This is a genomic window from Gordonia malaquae NBRC 108250, from assembly GCF_000344135.1.
Taxonomy (GTDB): Bacteria; Actinomycetota; Actinomycetes; order Mycobacteriales; family Mycobacteriaceae; genus Gordonia; species Gordonia malaquae.
Genome location: NZ_BAOP01000003.1, coordinates 1 through 18,073 on the forward strand (window position 1 = coordinate 1; position 18,073 = coordinate 18,073).

The 18,073-nt window shown below is 66.7% G+C and carries 16 protein-coding genes and 1 tRNA gene; 8 read left to right on the forward strand and 9 right to left on the reverse strand.

The window, feature by feature from the left end; translation table 11 throughout:
- Together GM1_RS01895 and GM1_RS01900 are read right to left on the reverse strand one after the other, a co-directional pair.
- Positions 1-455: Pycsar system effector family protein (locus GM1_RS01895; RefSeq protein WP_008376157.1), on the reverse strand; the 455-nt coding region annotated here is incomplete at its 3' end.
- 42 nt (positions 456-497) lie between these two features.
- Complete coding sequence (locus GM1_RS01900; RefSeq protein ID WP_052005274.1) at positions 498-1,205, reverse strand: TVP38/TMEM64 family protein; 708 nt, start codon at positions 1,203-1,205, stop codon at positions 498-500.
- 109 nt (positions 1,206-1,314) lie between these two features.
- Here GM1_RS01900 and GM1_RS01905 point away from each other — a divergent pair, with 109 nt between their 5' ends.
- Genes GM1_RS01905 through meaB form a run of 3 tightly spaced genes read left to right on the forward strand, consistent with a single transcriptional unit; the run spans position 1,315 to position 6,442 of the window.
- On the forward strand, positions 1,315-3,201 hold the full coding sequence (locus tag GM1_RS01905; protein WP_008376161.1) for a methylmalonyl-CoA mutase family protein: 1,887 nt from the start codon (positions 1,315-1,317) through the stop codon (positions 3,199-3,201).
- 5 nt (positions 3,202-3,206) lie between these two features.
- Positions 3,207-5,447 (forward strand): methylmalonyl-CoA mutase, encoded by a 2,241-nt coding sequence (scpA, locus tag GM1_RS01910; protein ID WP_008376164.1) that lies wholly within the window; start codon positions 3,207-3,209, stop codon positions 5,445-5,447.
- Positions 5,444-6,442 (forward strand): methylmalonyl Co-A mutase-associated GTPase MeaB, encoded by a 999-nt coding sequence (gene meaB, locus GM1_RS01915; protein WP_008376165.1) that lies wholly within the window; start codon positions 5,444-5,446, stop codon positions 6,440-6,442. Before scpA ends, meaB begins: the two co-directional genes overlap by 4 nt.
- A 102-nt stretch (positions 6,443-6,544) precedes the next feature.
- Here meaB and GM1_RS01920 read toward each other — a convergent pair whose 3' ends face one another.
- The 5 genes from GM1_RS01920 to GM1_RS01940 are packed head-to-tail and all read right to left on the reverse strand — an operon-like array spanning position 6,545 to position 11,591.
- Entirely contained in the window at positions 6,545-7,342 is a 798-nt protein-coding gene (locus tag GM1_RS01920; protein WP_008376166.1) for an ABC transporter permease, read from the reverse strand.
- A gap of 3 nt (positions 7,343-7,345) precedes the next feature.
- The gene (locus GM1_RS01925) at positions 7,346-8,224 is read right to left on the reverse strand and encodes a 2-aminoethylphosphonate ABC transporter permease subunit (protein ID WP_008376167.1); all 879 of its coding nucleotides are present in this window, start codon (positions 8,222-8,224) and stop codon (positions 7,346-7,348) included.
- Complete coding sequence (locus GM1_RS01930; RefSeq protein ID WP_040519322.1) at positions 8,224-9,372, reverse strand: ABC transporter ATP-binding protein; 1,149 nt, start codon at positions 9,370-9,372, stop codon at positions 8,224-8,226. Before GM1_RS01930 ends, GM1_RS01925 begins: the two co-directional genes overlap by 1 nt.
- Positions 9,373-9,374: 2 nt before the next feature.
- Positions 9,375-10,415: a 2-aminoethylphosphonate ABC transporter substrate-binding protein gene (locus GM1_RS01935; RefSeq protein WP_008376170.1), complete on the reverse strand. Its 1,041-nt coding sequence runs from the start codon at positions 10,413-10,415 to the stop codon at positions 9,375-9,377.
- A gap of 48 nt (positions 10,416-10,463) precedes the next feature.
- Complete coding sequence (locus tag GM1_RS01940; protein WP_008376172.1) at positions 10,464-11,591, reverse strand: TIGR03364 family FAD-dependent oxidoreductase; 1,128 nt, start codon at positions 11,589-11,591, stop codon at positions 10,464-10,466.
- A gap of 163 nt (positions 11,592-11,754) precedes the next feature.
- Here GM1_RS01940 and GM1_RS01945 point away from each other — a divergent pair, with 163 nt between their 5' ends.
- From GM1_RS01945 to GM1_RS01955, 3 genes are all read left to right on the forward strand, one after another.
- Positions 11,755-12,498 (forward strand): GntR family transcriptional regulator, encoded by a 744-nt coding sequence (locus GM1_RS01945; protein WP_008376174.1) that lies wholly within the window; start codon positions 11,755-11,757, stop codon positions 12,496-12,498.
- Positions 12,499-12,530: 32 nt separating this feature from the next.
- The gene (locus GM1_RS01950; RefSeq protein ID WP_008376175.1) at positions 12,531-13,217 is read left to right on the forward strand and encodes a phosphonatase-like hydrolase; all 687 of its coding nucleotides are present in this window, start codon (positions 12,531-12,533) and stop codon (positions 13,215-13,217) included.
- 130 nt (positions 13,218-13,347) lie between these two features.
- Positions 13,348-14,256 (forward strand): acetoacetate decarboxylase family protein, encoded by a 909-nt coding sequence (locus tag GM1_RS01955; RefSeq protein ID WP_008376177.1) that lies wholly within the window; start codon positions 13,348-13,350, stop codon positions 14,254-14,256.
- Between the two features lie 357 nt (positions 14,257-14,613).
- Here the strand turns inward: GM1_RS01955 and GM1_RS01960 are convergent.
- A tRNA-Leu gene (locus GM1_RS01960) sits at positions 14,614-14,699 on the reverse strand.
- A gap of 96 nt (positions 14,700-14,795) precedes the next feature.
- On the opposite strand from GM1_RS01960, the gene GM1_RS01965 reads away from it, so the two are divergent.
- Entirely contained in the window at positions 14,796-16,127 is a 1,332-nt protein-coding gene (locus tag GM1_RS01965) for a M20/M25/M40 family metallo-hydrolase (protein ID WP_008376179.1), read from the forward strand.
- 22 nt (positions 16,128-16,149) lie between these two features.
- Entirely contained in the window at positions 16,150-16,692 is a 543-nt protein-coding gene (locus GM1_RS01970) for a YbhB/YbcL family Raf kinase inhibitor-like protein (protein ID WP_008376181.1), read from the forward strand.
- Positions 16,693-16,966: 274 nt separating this feature from the next.
- On the opposite strand, the gene GM1_RS01975 is transcribed toward GM1_RS01970, so the two are convergent.
- On the reverse strand, positions 16,967-18,070 hold the full coding sequence (locus tag GM1_RS01975) for a quinone-dependent dihydroorotate dehydrogenase (RefSeq protein WP_008376183.1): 1,104 nt from the start codon (positions 18,068-18,070) through the stop codon (positions 16,967-16,969).
- Between the last annotated feature and the right edge of the window lie 3 nt (positions 18,071-18,073).

The following is an 18,073-nucleotide window of genomic DNA, read 5'->3' on the forward strand; positions in this document are numbered from 1 at the left end:
TTGTTCCAACAGATTTCGCTCATCTCTTTGAGTTGATTAGTCAAGGCGCCGAGGATGTCTTCGCGAGTCAGCGCGGATCGAATCCGCAGCGCATCCATCATCTTGAGATGTCCGAAGTAGATGAAGTGACTCGAATCGATCCTGCTGTCCACGATGGTCTTGAGATTCGGCTTGATTGCTGCCAACGAATACCCGCCGGCGACCACCGCCAACGCGACAGACAGCGAGAGGAGCAACACTGAAATCGGTCCACTCGGGGCTAGTCGGCCGTCTTGACTGACGACGGCCGCTGCGATGCCTAGGAACGCACCGTCGATCGCCAGTACGAAGGATGCCTTCTGGTCGACCGACGAGGTCCAGGTAAGTAGGGCGGAATGAATTCTCCAGGCCGTGTCGACCGCTTGCGCATCGGAATGCGTCGTTTCATCGCCGTTGTTCTGCGGTTCTATAGCCATCGTTTGTCAAGGCTAGAGGCTTGATTTCGGACCAATCAAGCCTCAGGGGTTGATTGGCATCCTGGCGTCGACAATCAGTCCGATCACACCGACCGCGAACAGGCAGCCCGACAGCACGAGCATCATCGGGTTCGTCTTGCCTGTGAGCGCGTCGCCGAGGAACACCACGGCGGCTGTGCCCGGGGCCGATCCGAGCACGGTGGCCGCCAGATACGGGCCGGGTCGGATCGAGGACAGGCCGGAGAGATAATTCACAAGAGAGAACGGCGCCGCCGGAATCAGCCGAAGTGAGCCGACGGCGAACCATCCGCGTCGTTCGAGCCTGAGTTCGACAGTCTCGACCACCGGCTTGGCCAACCACGGCTGGACTCGTTCACGACCGAGGCGACGTGCCAGATGGAACGCGACGATCGCCGCAACGGTGGCCGCGGCGAGCGATCCGATGAATCCGACCACCGGCCCGAACAGCACGCCGGACATCACGGTGAACGTGGATCGGGGGATCGGCCCTATCGTCACGACCGCGTATGCGACGAAGAACACGGCCACGAACCACGGGCCGAGTGTGTCGGACCAGCCACGGGCCTGGCCGATGGACGGCAGCGGCACAAAATACGCGCCGGCAAGAATGCCGACGACCACGACGAGGCCGACTACGGCACGACCGGTCACCCGGCGTCGTTGTGCTGTGACCTCGGGAGAGACGGCGGGGGACGCCGATTGTGGTGAAGGCTGTGCATCAGGGCGCATCAAGTGGGATTCTACGTCGTGGGTCACAGCCCGATTGACCGCCCGAGCGATCGATCGGTTACTGTGCCTGTGACACGTTCCAATTCCCGTCAAACGGAAGGCCCTGACCATGACGGCAGGTGAGAAGCCGGTGGCCCCGGACCTCGACGACCAGTTGAACCAGGCGTACGACCGCTGGACGACGGCAGCCGCAGGGGTGCTGGCGAAGTCGGCTCGGGTGACGCCCGCCGAGTTGCCCGACACTCCCGAGGCGATGCTCTCGACGGACACCCGCGACGGTGTCGCCGTCCGCCCGCTGTACACACGGCGTGACGAGACCGCCGAGGTCGGCGCGCCGGGTTCGTTCCCATTCATCCGCGGCGCGGATCCCGCGCGCGACGTGACTCAGGGCTGGCGCGTCACCGAACGATTCGGCGACGACGACGTCGATGCGGCGTCGGTGAACGAGTCGATCCTCGACGCCGCCGCGAACGGCACCAGTGGTCTGTGGCTGTCCGTCGCCGCCGACGACCTCGCCGCCGCTCTGCAGGGCGTCTACCTCGATTTGATGCCGGTGACACTCGATGCAGGCGCGGACGGGCTGGCCGCGGCCCGCGCGTTCCTCGCAACACTCGACGCCGCTCCGGACGCACCCGAGACCGCGCCGACCACGGCCGCGACCACACACAGCCTCGGGCTGTCGCCGTACACCGCGCAGTTCTCGGGACGGCCGACAGTCGCCGCGGCAGATGCCGCAGCACTCGCCGCACAGGTCCCCGCAGGCGTCCGCACCTTCCGCGTGGACGGAACCGACTTCGCGCAAGCGGGGGCATCGAACGCGCAGGAGCTCGGACTTCTCGTGGCAGCTGCAGTTGCGCATGTCCGTGACGCCGTCGACGCCGGACTGGACACGGCATCGGCCCTCGAGCAGATCACCTTCGCAGTGTCCGTCGACGACGACCAGTTCGCGGGCATCGCCAAGCTCCGTGCCCTTCGCACCGTCTGGGCGCGCGTCTCCGACGTCCTCGGCGCCCGGGAGTCCGGTGCCGCCATCACCCATGCGGTCACCGACCTCTCGATGTTCACTCAGCGCGACCCGTGGGTGAACATGCTGCGCAGCACCATCGCCGCGTTCGGCGCGGGAGTCGGCGGCGCCGACCAGGTGACCGTCCACACTTTCGACGCGGCGATTCCGCTCGACGCACGGACGTCGCGCACGTCGTTCACCCGTCGCATCGCCCGCAACACCCAGCTTCTACTACTCGAAGAGTCGAACCTGGGTCGTGTCCTCGATCCGGCAGGCGGATCCTGGTACGTCGAGTCGTTGACGAGCGACCTCGCCGCAGCCGCGTGGGACGTCTTCACCGCGATCGAGAAGCAGGGCGGATACCTCGCGGCCCTCGAGTCCGGTGCGATCAGCGATCAGGTCGAGGAAGCCCTCGCCGCTCGTGAGAAGGCCGTCGCACATCGCAAGGCGCCGATCACCGGTGTCAGCGAGTTCCCGAACCTGGGCGAGCCGACGCTGGCCGCAGGATCAGCTGATTCGGGCGACGTCCCGACGGCGACTCCGCGCCTCGCGCGCGTCGCACGACACTTCGAGGCACTCCGCGACCGCGCGGACACCGAGTCGACGCGGCCGAGTGTGCTGCTGCTTCCGCTCGGCTCCGTGGCCGAACACAACGGTCGGACCACGTTCGTCGCGAACCTGCTGGCGGCGGGTGGAATCGACGCGGTCAACCCCGGCCCGCTGAGCCCCGACACCGTCGGCGCCGCCGTCGCCGCCAACCCGGCGTCGATCGCTGTGCTGTGCGGAACCAAGGCGCGGTACGCCGACGAGGGCCCCGCCGCAGCCGATGCCGCCCGAGCCGCCGGAGTCGAGCGTGTCCTGCTCGCCGGACCTGAGCGTGAATGGCCCGCCGATTCCGGCATCGACGGTTCACTGCGGGTCGGCATCGACGCCGTCGCCGTTCTCACCGAACTGCTCGACTCCCTCACGACAGCCCGAGAAGGAGCGTGAATCCCATGAGCGACACCACGATTCCAAGTTTCGCCGACGTTGAACTGACGCCGGCAGCTGCCGAAGTCGGCTCCGGCGACGCGCTGACAGCTCCGTTGGCGTCTGCACACGGCTACACGGCCGAACAGGTCACGTGGAGCACTCCGGAGCAGATCGACGTCCAGCCGGTGTACACCCGCGCCGATCGCGACGCGATCGCAGCCGACGGCGGGTACCCGCTCGACTCGATCCCCGGTGAGACGCCGTTCATCCGCGGCCCGTACCCGACGATGTACGTCAACCAGCCGTGGACGGTCCGTCAGTACGCGGGCTTCTCCACCGCAGCCGAGTCGAACGCCTTCTACCGCAGGAACCTCGCCGCAGGCCAGAAGGGCCTGTCGGTCGCCTTCGACCTGGCGACACACCGCGGCTACGACTCCGATCATCCGCGCGTCGCAGGCGACGTCGGCATGGCCGGAGTCGCCATCGACTCGATCCTCGACATGCGCCAGCTGTTCGACGGCATCGACCTCGGCAACGTCTCCGTGTCGATGACGATGAACGGCGCCGTGCTGCCGATCCTCGCGCTGTACGTCGTCGCCGCCGAAGAGCAGGGCGTGCCGCCGGAGAAGCTGGCCGGAACCATTCAGAACGACATTCTGAAGGAGTTCATGGTCCGCAACACCTACATCTATCCGCCCGAGCCGTCGATGCGGATCATCTCGGACATCTTCGCGTTCACCAGCGCCAAGATGCCGAAGTTCAACTCGATCTCGATCTCCGGTTACCACATCCAGGAGGCCGGAGCGACGGCCGACCTGGAGCTGGCGTACACCCTCGCCGACGGTGTCGACTACATCCGCGCCGGACTGGCTGCCGGTCTGGACATCGACAAGTTCGCTCCGCGTCTCTCGTTCTTCTGGGGCATCGGCATGAACTTCTTCATGGAGGTCGCGAAGCTCCGCGCCGCGCGACTGCTGTGGAGCGAGCTCGTCGCCGAGTTCAACCCGAAGAACGCGAAGTCGCTGTCGTTGCGAACCCACTCGCAGACCTCAGGCTGGTCGCTGACCGCGCAGGACGTCTACAACAACGTGGCCCGCACCTGCGTCGAGGCGATGGCGGCGACACAGGGCCACACCCAGTCGCTGCACACCAACGCGCTCGACGAGGCGATCGCCCTGCCGACCGACTTCTCGGCCCGCATCGCCCGCAACACGCAGCTCCTGCTGCAGCAGGAGTCGGGAACCACGCGACCGATCGACCCGTGGGCAGGGTCGAACTACGTCGAGTGGCTCACCCACCAGCTCGCCGAGAAGGCGCGCGCGCACATCGCCGAGGTCGAGGCCGCGGGCGGCATGACCAAGGCGATCGAAGAGGGACTGCCGAAGCTGCGCATCGAAGAGGCCGCAGCGCGCACCCAGGCCCGCATCGACTCCGGTCGCCAGCCGCTCATCGGCGTCAACAAGTACAAGGTGGCCGACGACGAGGAGATCGAGGTCCTCAAGGTCGAGAACTCGAAGGTGCGCGCCGAACAGCTCGCCAAGCTGGAGAAGCTGCGCGCCGAGCGCGACCAGTCCGCCGTCGACGCAGCCCTGGCCGAGCTCACTCGTGCCGCGGACGACACCAGCGGCGGCATGGAGAACAATCTGATGGCGCTCGCCATCGACGCCGCGCGTCACGGCGCCACCGGTGGAGAGATCTCCGATGCGATGGAGAAGGTCTACGGTCGTCATCAGGCCGAGATCAAGACGATCAGCGGCGTCTACAAGAACGAGGCGGGTGACGCTGTGACCAACATCGACGACGCGCTGGCCGTGGTCGACGAGTTCGCCGAGGCAGAGGGACGTCGTCCCCGTGTCCTGGTCGCCAAGATGGGACAGGACGGCCACGACCGAGGACAGAAGGTGATCGCCACCGCGTTCGCCGACCTCGGATTCGACGTCGACGTGGGCCCGCTGTTCGCGACGCCGGAAGAGGTGGCGGCACAGGCTGCGGACAACGACGTCCACGTGGTGGGCGTGTCGTCGCTGGCGGCCGGTCACCTCACGCTGGTGCCCGCGCTCCGCGAGGCGCTGGCTGCGGTCGGTCGCGAGGACATCATGATCGTGGTCGGCGGCGTGATCCCCCCGGGCGACTTCGATGAACTGTACGAGGCGGGCGCCGCGGCGATCTTCCCGCCCGGCACGGTCATCGCCGACTCCGCGGTCGACCTCATCGGCAAGTTGGCCGACAAGCTGGGTCTGGAACTCGCGTCCCGGTCGGCATGAGTCCCGCAGGTGCCCGTAAGCCAGTGGATGTCGAAGCCTTGGCCGAAGGCGTCCTCGCCGGGCGGCGTGCCGACCTCGCGAGGGCGATCACGCTGGTGGAGTCCACCCGCACCGACCACCGCGAGGCGGCGCAGCGTCTGCTTCTGCAGTTGACGCCGCACGCCGGGAAGTCGTTCCGGGTCGGCATCACCGGTGTCCCCGGAGTCGGGAAGTCGACGACGATCGAAGCGCTCGGCATGCACTTGATCTCGCTGGGACACAAGGTGGCGGTGCTGGCCGTCGACCCGTCGTCGACTCGGACGCGCGGGTCGATCCTCGGTGACAAGACTCGGATGGGTCAGCTCTCGGCGGCGCCGGAAGCGTATGTCCGGCCGTCGCCCACGTCGGGCACACTCGGCGGTGTCACCAAGGCGACGCGCGAGACGATCGTCCTCGTCGAGGCTGCGGGCTACGACGTGGTGCTCGTCGAAACGGTCGGCGTCGGTCAGTCGGAGGTCAGCGTCGCCAACATGGTGGACACATTCACCTTCCTGACGCTGGCCCGGACCGGCGATTCGCTGCAGGGCATCAAGAAGGGTGTGCTCGAACTCGCGGAGATCGTCGTCGTCAACAAAGCCGACGGCAAGCACATCAACGAGGCGCGTGGCGCGGCCCGCGAACTGCGGAACGCGTTGGGCTTCATCTACCCGCACGATGCTCTCTGGACACCGCCCGTCCTCACGATGAGCGCCATCGAGAAGACGGGCGTCGACGATTTCTGGAACTCCATCCTCAAGCACCGCGGCGTGCTGACCGAGGCGGGCCAGTTCGATCGGCGCCGCGCGAATCAGCAGGTGGACTGGATGTGGACGATGGTCCGCGAGTCCGTTCTGCACCGTATCGAGTCGGCTTCCGATGTCCGAGCGGCCCGCGCCGAGGTCGAAGCCGGTGTCCTCGACGGGACTCTGACTCCGACGCTCGCCGCCGAGCAGATCGTCCGCGCCGCCGGCTTCTGACATCCCTCCTGCTCCTCGACGCTGCGCTCCTGCCCTGTTCCTTGACGCTGCACTCCTGCCCTGCTCCTTGAGCGAGCGAAGCGAGTCGAAAGGTCGGACGGTTCAGCGGACCTGGGCGCGGGAGCGAATCCGGCCGAGGACACCGAGGATCACCACGGTCACGAGTACCAACAGCAAGGTGTTCGCCGCGGCGGTGAACAGTTCACCGCGGTCGGATTGCGTGAAGATCGTCACCGGGAGGGTGCGCCACGAACCTGGGTAGACCATGATGGTCGCTCCGAGTTCGCCCATGCACAGCGCCAACGAGAGGCCGGCAGCGGCGGCGATGGCCGGGGCGAGCAGCGGAAGGGTCACGCGCAACAAGATCCGGGCGCCGGATGCTCCGAGAGAGCCCGCTACTTGGTCGAGCGCAGGGTCGAGCGACTTCGCCGCGGCCGATACCATCGAGAACGCGAACGACAGCACCAGCAAGGCCTGGACCAGAATCACGATCGACGCGGTGCCGTTCAACACGATCGGCGGCCGTGAGAAGGCGATGAGGACGGCAAGACCGATCACCACCGAAGGGACCGCGACCGGAAGGTGATAGGCGGCGTCGAGCAGACTCCGCAGCCGCGGCGGGGCCTTGCGGACGGCCAGCGCCGCCCACGTGCCGACGGCGACGGCGATCGCCGACGCGATGATCGCGGTCTGCACCGACACGGCGACGCTCTCGGCGTTCTCGGCCGACAGAACGTCGGACACGTGCGCCGTGGTCCACGCAGTCGGCAGGACTGAGGTCCACGAATCCGCGAACGCGGTGATGGCGGTGACGGCGATCGGCGCGACGATCAACACGCCGACGGCGAGGAGGAAGATCAGCCAGATGAGCGCTCTCGACGAGCGGCTGCGGACGAGCATGGGTCAGGCTCCCGTCGTGTCGAACCGGCGCACGACGGCCCGGTAGAGCAGGTAGGCGCTCAGTGAGAGCGCGAGCTGAATTGTCGCCAGCACCGCAGCGGTCGCGAAGTCGGAACCGACGATGGAGGTCGTGTAGATCAGCATGGGCAGGGTCGTCACGTCTTTTGCACCGGTGAAGAGGACGATGCCGAATTCGTTGAGCGTCAGCAGAAACACGAGTGACGCAGCGGCAGCGAGAGCGGGCCAGACCGCAGGCAGAATCACTCGGGCCGCGATCCGCAGCGGGCCGGCGCCGAGCGAGGACGCAACGTCGATCTGCGCGCTCGGGAACTGGCTGAACGCCGCGAGCAACGGCCGGACGACAAACGGGGTGTAGAAGGCGATCATCGCCAGGACGACGCCGATCACCGAACTCATGAAGGTGAACCGATGCCCGGTGCTCGACGACACGACGCCGACGGGCCCGAACAGGACTCCCAGCGCCAGCGGAATGAGGAACGACGGCAGGGAGACCACGGCCTCGATCACCCGCACCACGAACCGCGATCCGACGAACGGGATGAAGGCGAGCACAAACGCGACGAAGGTTCCGACGATCACGCAGCCGACGGTGGACAGTGCCGCGATCTCGAGGGTCCGCGCGAACGCCTTCTGCACGGCGCCGTCCGCGAGGGCGTTCGACCAGGTCTGCGTGCCGACATAGTTGTCGTCGCGGTCGGTGAACGATCGGGAGACGGCCAGTGCCAGTGGGTACCCGAGGCTCGCGATCAACACCACGAGTGGTCCGACGAGCACGGCGATCCGCGTGACTCGGGCGAGAGCGAGGCGAGGTGCAGCGGTTCTGACCACCGCGCTCCTGGAGGGTGCGACAGCGGTGCTCATCACGCGCTCTTGTCTGCCGGAACCATGTGGACGTCGTGTGGCGCCACGTCGACGAACAGGCGTTCACCGGGTTCGGGAGCGCGGTCGAGGACGGGCACGTCGACTCCGAGTCGCTGGTCGGTGGCCACGATCCGGACACGGACGTGTCGCGTGGACCCCCGCCACTGGACGTCGTCGACTTCGACCTCGAAACCGTTCTCTGGCGGCACACTGGTGAAGCGCCAGGCCCACGGACGGACGGCGAGCGCGACATGGCGGTCCGCCGCCACCCCGTCGACACTGCGGGCGCGCACGGGCAGACCTCCGTGATCGAGTACTCCGATCTCGCCGGCGGCGATGTCCGTGGTCGCGCGCACCGGGAGGATGTCGGCGCCACCGAGGAACGTCGCCGCGAACTCGCTCGGCGGGCGGTGGAAGAGACGGTCGGCGGTGTCGATCGACTCGAGCCTCGCGTTGCGCATCAGGGCGATCCGGTCGGCGAGAGCGAGTGCCTCCGCTTGATCGTGAGTGACGTGCACGATCGCCACGTCAGGCAGGTCTCGGCGCAGTTGCTGCAATTCGATCAGCATGTCCTGTCGAAGACGGGTGTCCAGGGCCGACAGCGGCTCGTCGAGTAGAAGGAGATCGGGACGTCCAGCGAGGGCCCTCGCGATGGCGACGCGCTGCTGCTGACCGCCGGACAGTTCTCGGGGGAGACGGTCGGCGTAGGAGAACATGCCGACCATGCGGAGGACTTCGTCCACTCGCGGTTTGATCTCGGCGCGTGGAGTGCGCCGAGCCTGGAGACCGAACGCGACGTTCTTCCGGACCGTCATGTGCGGGAACAGCGCGTACTGCTGGACGACGAATCCGACGCCGCGGGCCGACGGCGGGAGCGCCGTCACGTCTCGGCCGTCGATCTCGACACGTCCGGAGACGACGTTCTCGAAACCGGCGATCGCTTTGAGGGCCGTCGACTTCCCCGAACCCGACGGGCCGAGAAGGGCGAGCGTCTCGCCTCGAGCGACCTCGAAGGAGCAGTCCTGCAGGGCGACCGTCTTCCCGTAGGCGACGGACACGGAACTCATTCGGACAGCGGGAACCACACCCGTCGCCGCATGACTCGCTTCGGTGCTCGCTGCGGTCCGGCGTGCGCGTCCGGTCTCCATGCTCACTGCCCGGTCGCCTTGTTGTAGGCGTCGACCAGCGCGTCGAATCGGTTGTTCACATCGGTCCAGTCCGGGGACCAGACGTCGACGCCTGCGAGGGCCTTGGTGATGGCGTCGACGTTCGGGCCGGTGGCGTTGACGTCGGTGCGTGCTGAGATGCCGAACGCATCGGGTGCGAGGGACTTCTGGGCGTCGACCGACATCAGGAAGTCGATGAGCTTCTGTGCGTTGTCGGCGTGCGGCGCCTTAGCGGCCTTGCCCATGAAGTAGGGGAGAGCAAGGGTGGTGCGCTTGCCGTCCGGGCCCTTGGGGGCGAACGTCTCGTAGGCCATCTTGTCGTTGGCGATCGCCGCGAGGGCCATCTGGACGTCGCTGTTGGCCACGGACAGCTCGCCGGTGCTGACCTTCGGCCCCAGTTTTCCGGTGGACGCCGACGGGCCGACGTTGTTGGCCTGGAGCTCAGCGAGGAAGTCCAAGCCCTGCTGCTCGCCGAACACGTGCTGGACCAGGAGGAGCAGGGCTGTGCCGTCGCCCGCCTGTCCGGGTGTCGAGTACTGGAGGCGCTGCTTGAAACGCGGATCGAGGAGATCGTTCCACGACTCCGGCTTCGGATCGACGGTGGTGCCGCGGATCATCGTGAAGTAGTTGTTCGCGAGCGACACGTAGTGACCGTTGGCGGCCTTGGCGGTGGCGGGCAGCTTGTCGACGCCCGCGGGTGTGGTCTCGCCGATGACGCCCTTCTTGTCGGCCTGCTGGATGAACGGGGGAAGGGTCACCAGCACGTCCATCTGCGGGTTCGACTTCTCTTTGTCGGCGCGGGAGACGACCTCACCCGATCCGCCCTCGACGTAGTTGACCTTGATGCCGGTCTTGGCTTCGAAGGCCTTGAACTGCGGGGTGTACCAGTCGGCCAGGCCGTCGGCGCTGTACAGGGTGACGGTGTTCGGATCATCCGAGCTGCCGCCGGTGCCGCCGCAGGCCGCGACGGATGCGAGGGAGACGGCGGCGACCGCGACGGTCGCGGCCTTCAGATAGCGCTTCATGGGAGTCCTTCGAGGTGTTGTGGAGTGGGTTGTGCGGGGGAATAGGGGTCAGACGAGTTCGCCTGCGACGTGCCGGGCTGCGAGTTCGAGCCCGACAGTCATGCCGACGCCGGTGGTGACCGAGCAGGCACGGACGCCTGGCGCGAGTTCTGCGGTCAGGTACGGGCCGCCGGGGCGGGACGCGTACACGCCCTGCCAGCGGCCGATGACAGTGAGATCGGTGCCGAGGATCGTCTCGACCTCGTGGACGATGAGGTCGGCGACCCGCTCGTCGAGGAACGGGTCGAGGGTGCGGTCGAGATGATGGGAGTCGCCGATGAGGAGCGATCCGTCGGGTCGCTGGGTGAACATGATGTTCGTGTCGGCGGCTCGCAGGTCGGGTCGGTCGTCGTCGATCCGCGTGGCGAGTGCTCGGACGGCCGTCGTCTCGGCGAAAGCGCCATAGCGTAGGAACGACGTCGCGGTCAGGACGGCCGAGTTCACACGGAAGCCCGGGTCGGCCACCTGGAGCATGGACAGACCGCAGCGATGCACGTCGTGCTCCTCGGCGACCACCGGCGCGGTGTAGTCCAGGTCGTGCCCCACGCACACGAAGACCCGTGCCGCGCGTATCTGGCCGCGGGAGGTGCGGATGCGGACGTCGCCGTCGGTCGCGTCGTCGACGCCGAGGTACGAGGTGTTCCAGCGGAACTCGACGTCGTCGCGCGCGGAGAGCCATGCCGCCACGGCAGGCGCCGTGGTGCGCGGGTCCACCCGGAGGTCGTCGAGGAGGAGGGCGCCACCGACCACGTCGTCCGCACCCGCTCCGCCCAGGGCTTCGCGAGTCGTGTTCGCGTCGATCGGTGACACGCTGTCGCGTGTGGACGCGAGCTCGTCGAGCACCGCCATCTCGTCAGCTGCGCGGGCCACGCCGAGACCGGCCTGCGTCCGGACGGCAACTCCCGCCCTGGTGGCGAGGTTCAGCCAGCGTTCCCGGCTGCCCACGGCCAGATCGCGCAGTTCGCCAGTCTGCCCGGTCACGCAGATGTGCCCGAAGTTGCGGACCGAGGCGCCGACCGGGCGACGGTCGCGGTCGATCACGATGACGCTGTTCCCGGCATCGGCTGCGGCCAGTGCATGGCCGAGGCCGACGATGCCCGCTCCTACGACGAGTACGTCGCATTCGTTGTGGCTCACGCCGAGGAGTTCACCGCTGGACGCAAGTCTCCGCAACCGCTGGACGCAGTTGTATGTACAAGTTCTGAATCAGTTCACCGACTGTTTCATATGGTCTTGATCGTTCATCGTTCGTTCATTCGCTGGATCAGACGAATGGCGTTTGACTTGTATACTCAGCGGCATGTCGGCACCCATTCATCAACGACTCGCGGACGAGTTCCGTGCGCGCATCGCCACAGGTCAGTGGCCCGAGGGTGTGCGTGCGCCGAGTGAATCCGCATTGTGCGACGAGTTCGGAGTCTCCCGGGGGCCGGTTCGTCAAGCGCTGGCCACGCTCCGCGTCGAGGGACTGCTCGTCGGCGGACAGGGGCGTCCGCCGCTCGTTCGCACCGGCGTTCCGCTGCATGCTGCGAGTGCGCTCGGTTCGCTGACGGCGTGGGCGGCGGATGCTGGGCGGACCGCAGGGCAGCGGACGATCCTTCAATCGAGGCATGACGCCGACGCTGAGCTCGCGCGGCGTCTCGGCGTCGCGGCAGGCGACCCGGTGCTCACCATCGTCCGTGCGCGCTATTTGGACGACGAGCCCGCGGTGCTCGAACGGATGTCGTTCATCTGGGACGTGGGCCGAACCCTGATGGAGTTCGACCCCGACTCGGGGTCGATCAATCGCTTCATGCTCGACCGAGGCATCGACCTGTACAGCTCCAACCACGAGGTGGACGCGGTGGCCGCCGCCGACGACGACGTCCAGTACCTGGGGATGGCCCCAGGCGCGCCGATGCTCCGAGTGCGCCGCACCACCGAGGACTCGACCGGCCGGGTCATCGAGTTCGCCGAAGACCGCTACGTGCCGGGGCAATGCGCCATCAGCATCACCAATCGTCTGACCGCCGCCGGCGGCAGAAGTCACATCCGCCTGGCATGACGCCGGGCGTCCGACGAGGAGACCTCCACCCCATGATTGAACTCGCCGCATTCGACATCGCAGGCACCACGGTCGACGACGGCGGCGCCGTGTACGAAGCGCTTCGCACGTGTGTCACCGAACTGGGCGCAACCGTGTCCGATGCGAACCTCTCGCATTGGATGGGCACCGACAAGGTGACCGCCATCGAGAACCTCGCCCGTCTGGGAGGCGTCACCATCGGACGGGACGAGGCGCTCGGCGCCTTCGCCCGTTTCCAGGAGCTTCTTGCCGAGCGCTACCGCGCTGACCCGCCACGGCCGATCGCGGGAGTTGAAGAACTCATCTCCCGACTGCGTGGCGCGGGCGTGAAAGTCGCTCTGACCACCGGTTTCGACCGTGCTGTGGTCAATCCGCTGCTGGCGTCGCTCGGGTGGTCGCAGGGTCGGGGTGACGGTGTTGTGCTCGATGCCGTCATCACGACCGACGACGTGCCCGCCGGACGCCCTGCGCCATACATGATCTTCCGCGCGATGGAAGCGACCGGCGTCGTGGACGTGTCTGCGGTCCTCGCGGCAGGCGACACCGCAGTCGACGTCCAGGCCGCCAACAACGCTGGCGCGATCTCTGTTGGAGTGCTGACCGGTCAGACTCCTGCTGCAGTGCTCGAAGGGAACGGGGCCGACCACGTGCTGGAGAGTGTCGTCCGGGTCGCCACACTTCCCGGCATCCTCGACTGACATCCGCTTCCGCCTGGACGGGCGGGGTGTCGTGAATCCTCACGAGGCAATCAGTGTTGACACTGTTCACATCGAGTCCTACCCTCTGTGTTAGCAGTGTAAACATAGATCGTCTCGTGAGGAGCCCACCATGCCGTCCACCGCCCAGAAGACCGTCGACGTCGAGCTAGGACAACGTGTGGTCCCGGTCCCGGAGGGCGGTCTGTTCGACCGCTACCGCATGCAGACCGACCTCGACGAGGTGTCGCAGGACCCACGCGTGCAATCCGTCGACTTCTTCCGTCGGCTCCGCAAGACGCGCGTCGAGTCGCCCATCGGTCCGACGTACACCCCGAACTTCTACTATGCGATGTCTTCGGCGCGACTGACGATGCTCGCCCCGACCTCGGCCATCCGCAAGCGCATTCCCGCCGAACTCGAGCCGCTCGAGGTGCTTCCCGGACTCGGCATCGCGTCGGTCATGTTCTTCCGCTACGACGTGTGCGACATCGACTTCTACACCGAGGCCGCCGTCGGTGTGGCAGTCCGCCCCGCGCGCCACGGCGGGCCAGGCGTGCTCGACCTCACCACTGCGCTCGTCGACGACCACCTGCACTCTTATGTGCTGTCGCTGCCGGTCAACACCGACATCGCCCAGGTCCGAGGGCATGACGGCTACGGATTCCCGAAGTGGGTCACCGACCTCGACGTCGACATCGACGCCTCGCGCACCACCGCACGCATCGCAAACGCCGACGGGGGAGTAGACGTCGAATTCACCGCGCGAACGCCGCGCCAGAAGGCGTCGAGCACGGGGACGAACGTCTCGAGCCTCACCTCGTACACCCTGCTCGACGGCGTGTGGCAGTCGACGCTCAACCAGACGAACGTGCTCGCGACCGGTTCGTCGTCGCTCCCGCGTGGTGTCGACCTGACTCTCGGCGACGGACGCATGTCCGACGATCTCCGTTCGCTCAAGCCGATCCGCACCATCCGCTTCGACGTGACCACCAAAGCGCAGGCGGCGCTGCACATGCCCGTCCCCGTCCCCGCACTCTGACAAAACGAGGGGTGCACGCGACGCAAACGCGGACTTCCTCGACACAGACCGACGCTTCGTCGACAATCGCGGCCTTCCTGAAGGCCGCGTTTGTCAGTGAGGGTCGCGGCGAGTGGTTCGGCGGTCGTTCCCGGCGTTCGATCCCTTCGGGATCGGGATTCAAAAGATCCTTTGACCACATGCCCGCGGGACTAGGAATGCTCAACCGGCAATCTGCGCTGTCCCCAGCATCTTTGAACCGAAGCCTGCCACCGCGTGTCTCCTGCGACGAAGTCGGTCTCCGCCGCGTTCGGTGAGGTGCGACATGAACGACACAGGCCCTTCATCGTGAGATGAAGGGCCTGTGTCGTTGAAGAGTGTCCGAGGGGGGACTTGAACCCCCACGTCCGTTAATAGGACACTAGCACCTCAAGCTAGCGCGTCTGCCATTCCGCCACTCGGACTCGTTCAGGTATGAAATTGTCGCGCTCGCTTTCGCTTGCGCCGCATAACCATAACCAAGGTTGCCGTGAGATCCCAAATCCCCTAGTAATGGGGGTGTGACGACCCCTCAAGCAACCGAAGAAGTAGTCGATCTCGTCAGCCGCCTCATCCAGTTCGACACGTCGAACACGGGAGTGCCGGAGACGACCGTCGGCGAAGCCGAATGCGCCCGCTGGGTGGAGCAGCAACTCCAGGAGGTGGGCTATGAGACCGAGTACATCGAGTCGGGCATGCCTGGTCGTGGGAACGTCTTCGCTCGGCTCGCAGGCGCCGACTCGAGTCGCGGAGCGCTGCTCGTCCACGTCCACCTCGACGTGGTCCCCGCCCAGGCCGAGGACTGGAGTGTCCACCCGTTCTCCGGCGCGATCCGCGACGGCTACGTCTGGGGACGCGGGGCCGTCGACATGAAGGACATGGCCGGCATGGTCCTGGCACTGGCTCGCCAGTTCAAACGAGACGGCACCGTGCCGCCCCGCGACATCGTGTTCGCGTTCCTCGCGGACGAGGAGGCGGGCGGAACCTGGGGGTCGCATTGGCTCGTCGAGAACCGACCCGACCTGTTCGACGGAATCACTGAGGCAGTCGGCGAGGTGGGCGGCTTCTCGCTCACCGTGGATCGTCCCGACGGAACCGTTCGTCGGCTGTACCTCGTCGAGACGGCCGAGAAGGGCCTGTCATGGATGCGCCTGACGTGTGATGCGACCGCAGGCCACGGTTCGTTCCTGCACTCGGACAACGCCGTCACCGAGATCGCGTCCGCCGTCGCGCGCATCGGCGCCCACCAGTTCCCGCTCGTGATGACCGAGTCGGTGTCTGAGTTCCTGAAAGCGCTGTCGGAGGAGACCGGCCTCGATTTCAGCCCGGAGACGCCCGATCTGGAGACGGCGCTGTTCAAGATCGGGAACCTCGCTCGCATCATCGGCGCCACCCTGCGCGACACCGCCAACCCGACGATGCTGTCGGCCGGCTACAAGGCCAACGTGATCCCGCAGCAGGCGGAGGCGGTCATCGACTGCCGTGTGCTCCCGGGCAGGCAGAAGGAGTTCGAGGCCACCATCGACGAACTCATCGGGCCGAACGTCAAGCGGGAGTGGATCACTCACCTCGACGCGTACGAGACGACGTTCGACGGGCATCTCGTCGACGCGATGAACGACGCCGTCGTCGCGCACGACGCCGACGGACGCACGGTGCCCTACATGCTGTCGGGCGGCACCGACGCGAAGGCGTTCGCGAAGCTCGGCATCCGGTGCTTCGGGTTCGCGCCGTTGCAGCTACCACCGGACCTCGACTTCGCGGCGCTGTTCCACGGAGTCGACGAACGCGTGCCGGTAGAGTCGATCCTGTTCGGCACCAAGGTTCTTGAGCATTTCCTGCGTCACAGCTGACGTGGGTGAGAAGGAGACGATAGTGACCGCATTCGACCCGTACTCGGTGCTTCCGACGCTGCCGGAGATCTCCGTGACGTCGACGGACTTCACCGACGGCGACACGCTTCCGACGCCACAGGCGTCCGCGATCTTCGGCGCGGGAGGCGAGGACGTCTCACCGCAACTGAGCTGGTCGGGCTTTCCGGCGGAGACCAAGAGTTTTGTCGTGACCTGCTTCGATCCGGACGCTCCCACCGCATCCGGTTTCTGGCACTGGGCGGTCGTCGACATTCCGGCGACCGTGACGTCGTTGCCGACCAATGCGGGATCTCCGGGCTCGGCCGACCTGTCGGCGTCGGCAGTCACGCTGCGCAACGACGCGGGCCTGGCTCAGTTCGTCGGAGCAGGTCCGCCTCCCGGACACGGACCGCATCGTTACTTCTTCGTGGTGCATGCCGTCGACGTTGAGTCGCTCGGCCTTCCGGACGGCGCTTCGCCCGCCTTCCTCGGCTTCAACCTGTTCTCGCGCGCGATCGCCCGTGGAACCCTCACCGGCGTGTTCGAACTGCCCGGCGAGGAGTAACCCGCCCCGCTGCAACCCTACTGCTCGTTGCGGACCACTGCTTGTTGAGCGAGTGGGGCGTGTTCGTCCCGCAGAACCGCGACGTTGAGCGAACGGAGGACGCAGTTCCTACTGCCCGTTGAGCGAACGAGGAGGTCCTACTGCTCGTTGAGCGAACGAAGTGAGTCGAAGCGTCTGGTCGATCACGCATTCGTGGGTCGGCGAGGGACCTTTCGACTCACTTCGTTTGCTCAAGGAGCAGGGGATGCGTTCGCAAGGAGCGGGATGCGGTCGGTCAGGGAGTAGGGCGGGAGCCGACTGCCTCGGCGAGTGTGGCGAACCCGCCTGCACGGAGGCGAGCGGCGATGCCGTCGTTGAGTTCCTTGAGCCACACCGGGCCGCCGTAGATGAACCCGGTGTACACCTGCAGCAGATCGGCGCCCGCGATGATGCGCTCCCACGCCTGATCGACGGTCTCGATCCCACCGACGCTGATCAACGACACCTTGCCGCCGACACGGCCGTACAGCCGACGCAGGACCTCGAGCGAGCGGTCGGCGACAGGAGGTCCCGAGAGGCCGCCTGCGCCGATCGCGTCGACGTCCGAGGTCGGCGTCTGCAGGCCGGCCCGGCTGATGGTCGTATTGGTCGCGACGATCCCGGCCAGGCCGAGTTCCACGGCGAGGTCGGCCACCGCATCGACGTCCTCGTCGGACAGATCGGGTGCGATCTTCACCAGGACGGGAACCGTCGCTTCGTCGAGAACCGCCGCCAGGACCGGCCGCAGGGACTCGACGGCCTGCAGATCGCGAAGTCCGGGGGTGTTCGGCGAGCTCACGTTCACGACGACGAAGTCGGCGAGGGGCGCGAGCAGTCGGGCCGACACCCGGTAGTCGTCGACGGCGCCGTCGAGGGGCACAACCTTCGTCTTCCCGATGTTGGCGCCGATCGGGGCGCGGACCGGACCCGGTCGCGGCTCACGGAGCTTCACGGCGGCGGCCTCGGCGCCGGGGTTGTTGAAGCCCATCCGGTTGATCAGGGCACGGTCGGCGGGCAGCCGGAACAGGCGTGGAGCCGGGTTGCCCGGTTGAGCCTGCCCGGTGATCGTGCCGATCTCGGCGTACCCGAAGCCGAGCTGCCCCCAGGCATTGACGCACGACGCGGTCTTGTCGAAACCTGCGGCCAGTCCGATCGGAGCGGGGAAGTCGACACCGAAGGCGGTGCTTCGGAGAATCGGGTCCTTCGGTGCGAACACCTTCGCCAGAAGCGAACGCACGACCGGTGTGCGGCCCGCAACGCTGATCGCGCGGTGAATCACTGTGTGAATACGTTCGGGCTGAACGAGGAACATCACCTTCAGCAAGGCGGGGTAGATCAGTCGGTTGACGGTGCTCAGCATGAT

Bases quoted from the DNA above. Each gene is read 5' to 3' on its own strand.
- GM1_RS01930 (WP_040519322.1), bottom strand. From the start codon at position 9,372: ATGGAGACCGGACGCGCACGCCGGACCGCAGCGAGCACCGAAGCGAGT.
- GM1_RS01950 (WP_008376175.1), top strand. From the start codon at position 12,531: ATGATTGAACTCGCCGCATTCGACATCGCAGGCACCACGGTCGACGAC.
- scpA (WP_008376164.1), top strand. From the start codon at position 3,207: ATGAGCGACACCACGATTCCAAGTTTCGCCGACGTTGAACTGACGCCG.
- GM1_RS01975 (WP_008376183.1), bottom strand. From the start codon at position 18,070: ATGCTGAGCACCGTCAACCGACTGATCTACCCCGCCTTGCTGAAGGTG.
- GM1_RS01900 (WP_052005274.1), bottom strand. From the start codon at position 1,205: ATGCGCCCTGATGCACAGCCTTCACCACAATCGGCGTCCCCCGCCGTC.
- meaB (WP_008376165.1), top strand. From the start codon at position 5,444: ATGAGTCCCGCAGGTGCCCGTAAGCCAGTGGATGTCGAAGCCTTGGCC.
- GM1_RS01935 (WP_008376170.1), bottom strand. From the start codon at position 10,415: ATGAAGCGCTATCTGAAGGCCGCGACCGTCGCGGTCGCCGCCGTCTCC.
- GM1_RS01905 (WP_008376161.1), top strand. From the start codon at position 1,315: ATGACGGCAGGTGAGAAGCCGGTGGCCCCGGACCTCGACGACCAGTTG.
- GM1_RS01945 (WP_008376174.1), top strand. From the start codon at position 11,755: ATGTCGGCACCCATTCATCAACGACTCGCGGACGAGTTCCGTGCGCGC.
- GM1_RS01955 (WP_008376177.1), top strand. From the start codon at position 13,348: ATGCCGTCCACCGCCCAGAAGACCGTCGACGTCGAGCTAGGACAACGT.
- GM1_RS01925 (WP_008376167.1), bottom strand. From the start codon at position 8,224: ATGAGCACCGCTGTCGCACCCTCCAGGAGCGCGGTGGTCAGAACCGCT.
- GM1_RS01920 (WP_008376166.1), bottom strand. From the start codon at position 7,342: ATGCTCGTCCGCAGCCGCTCGTCGAGAGCGCTCATCTGGCTGATCTTC.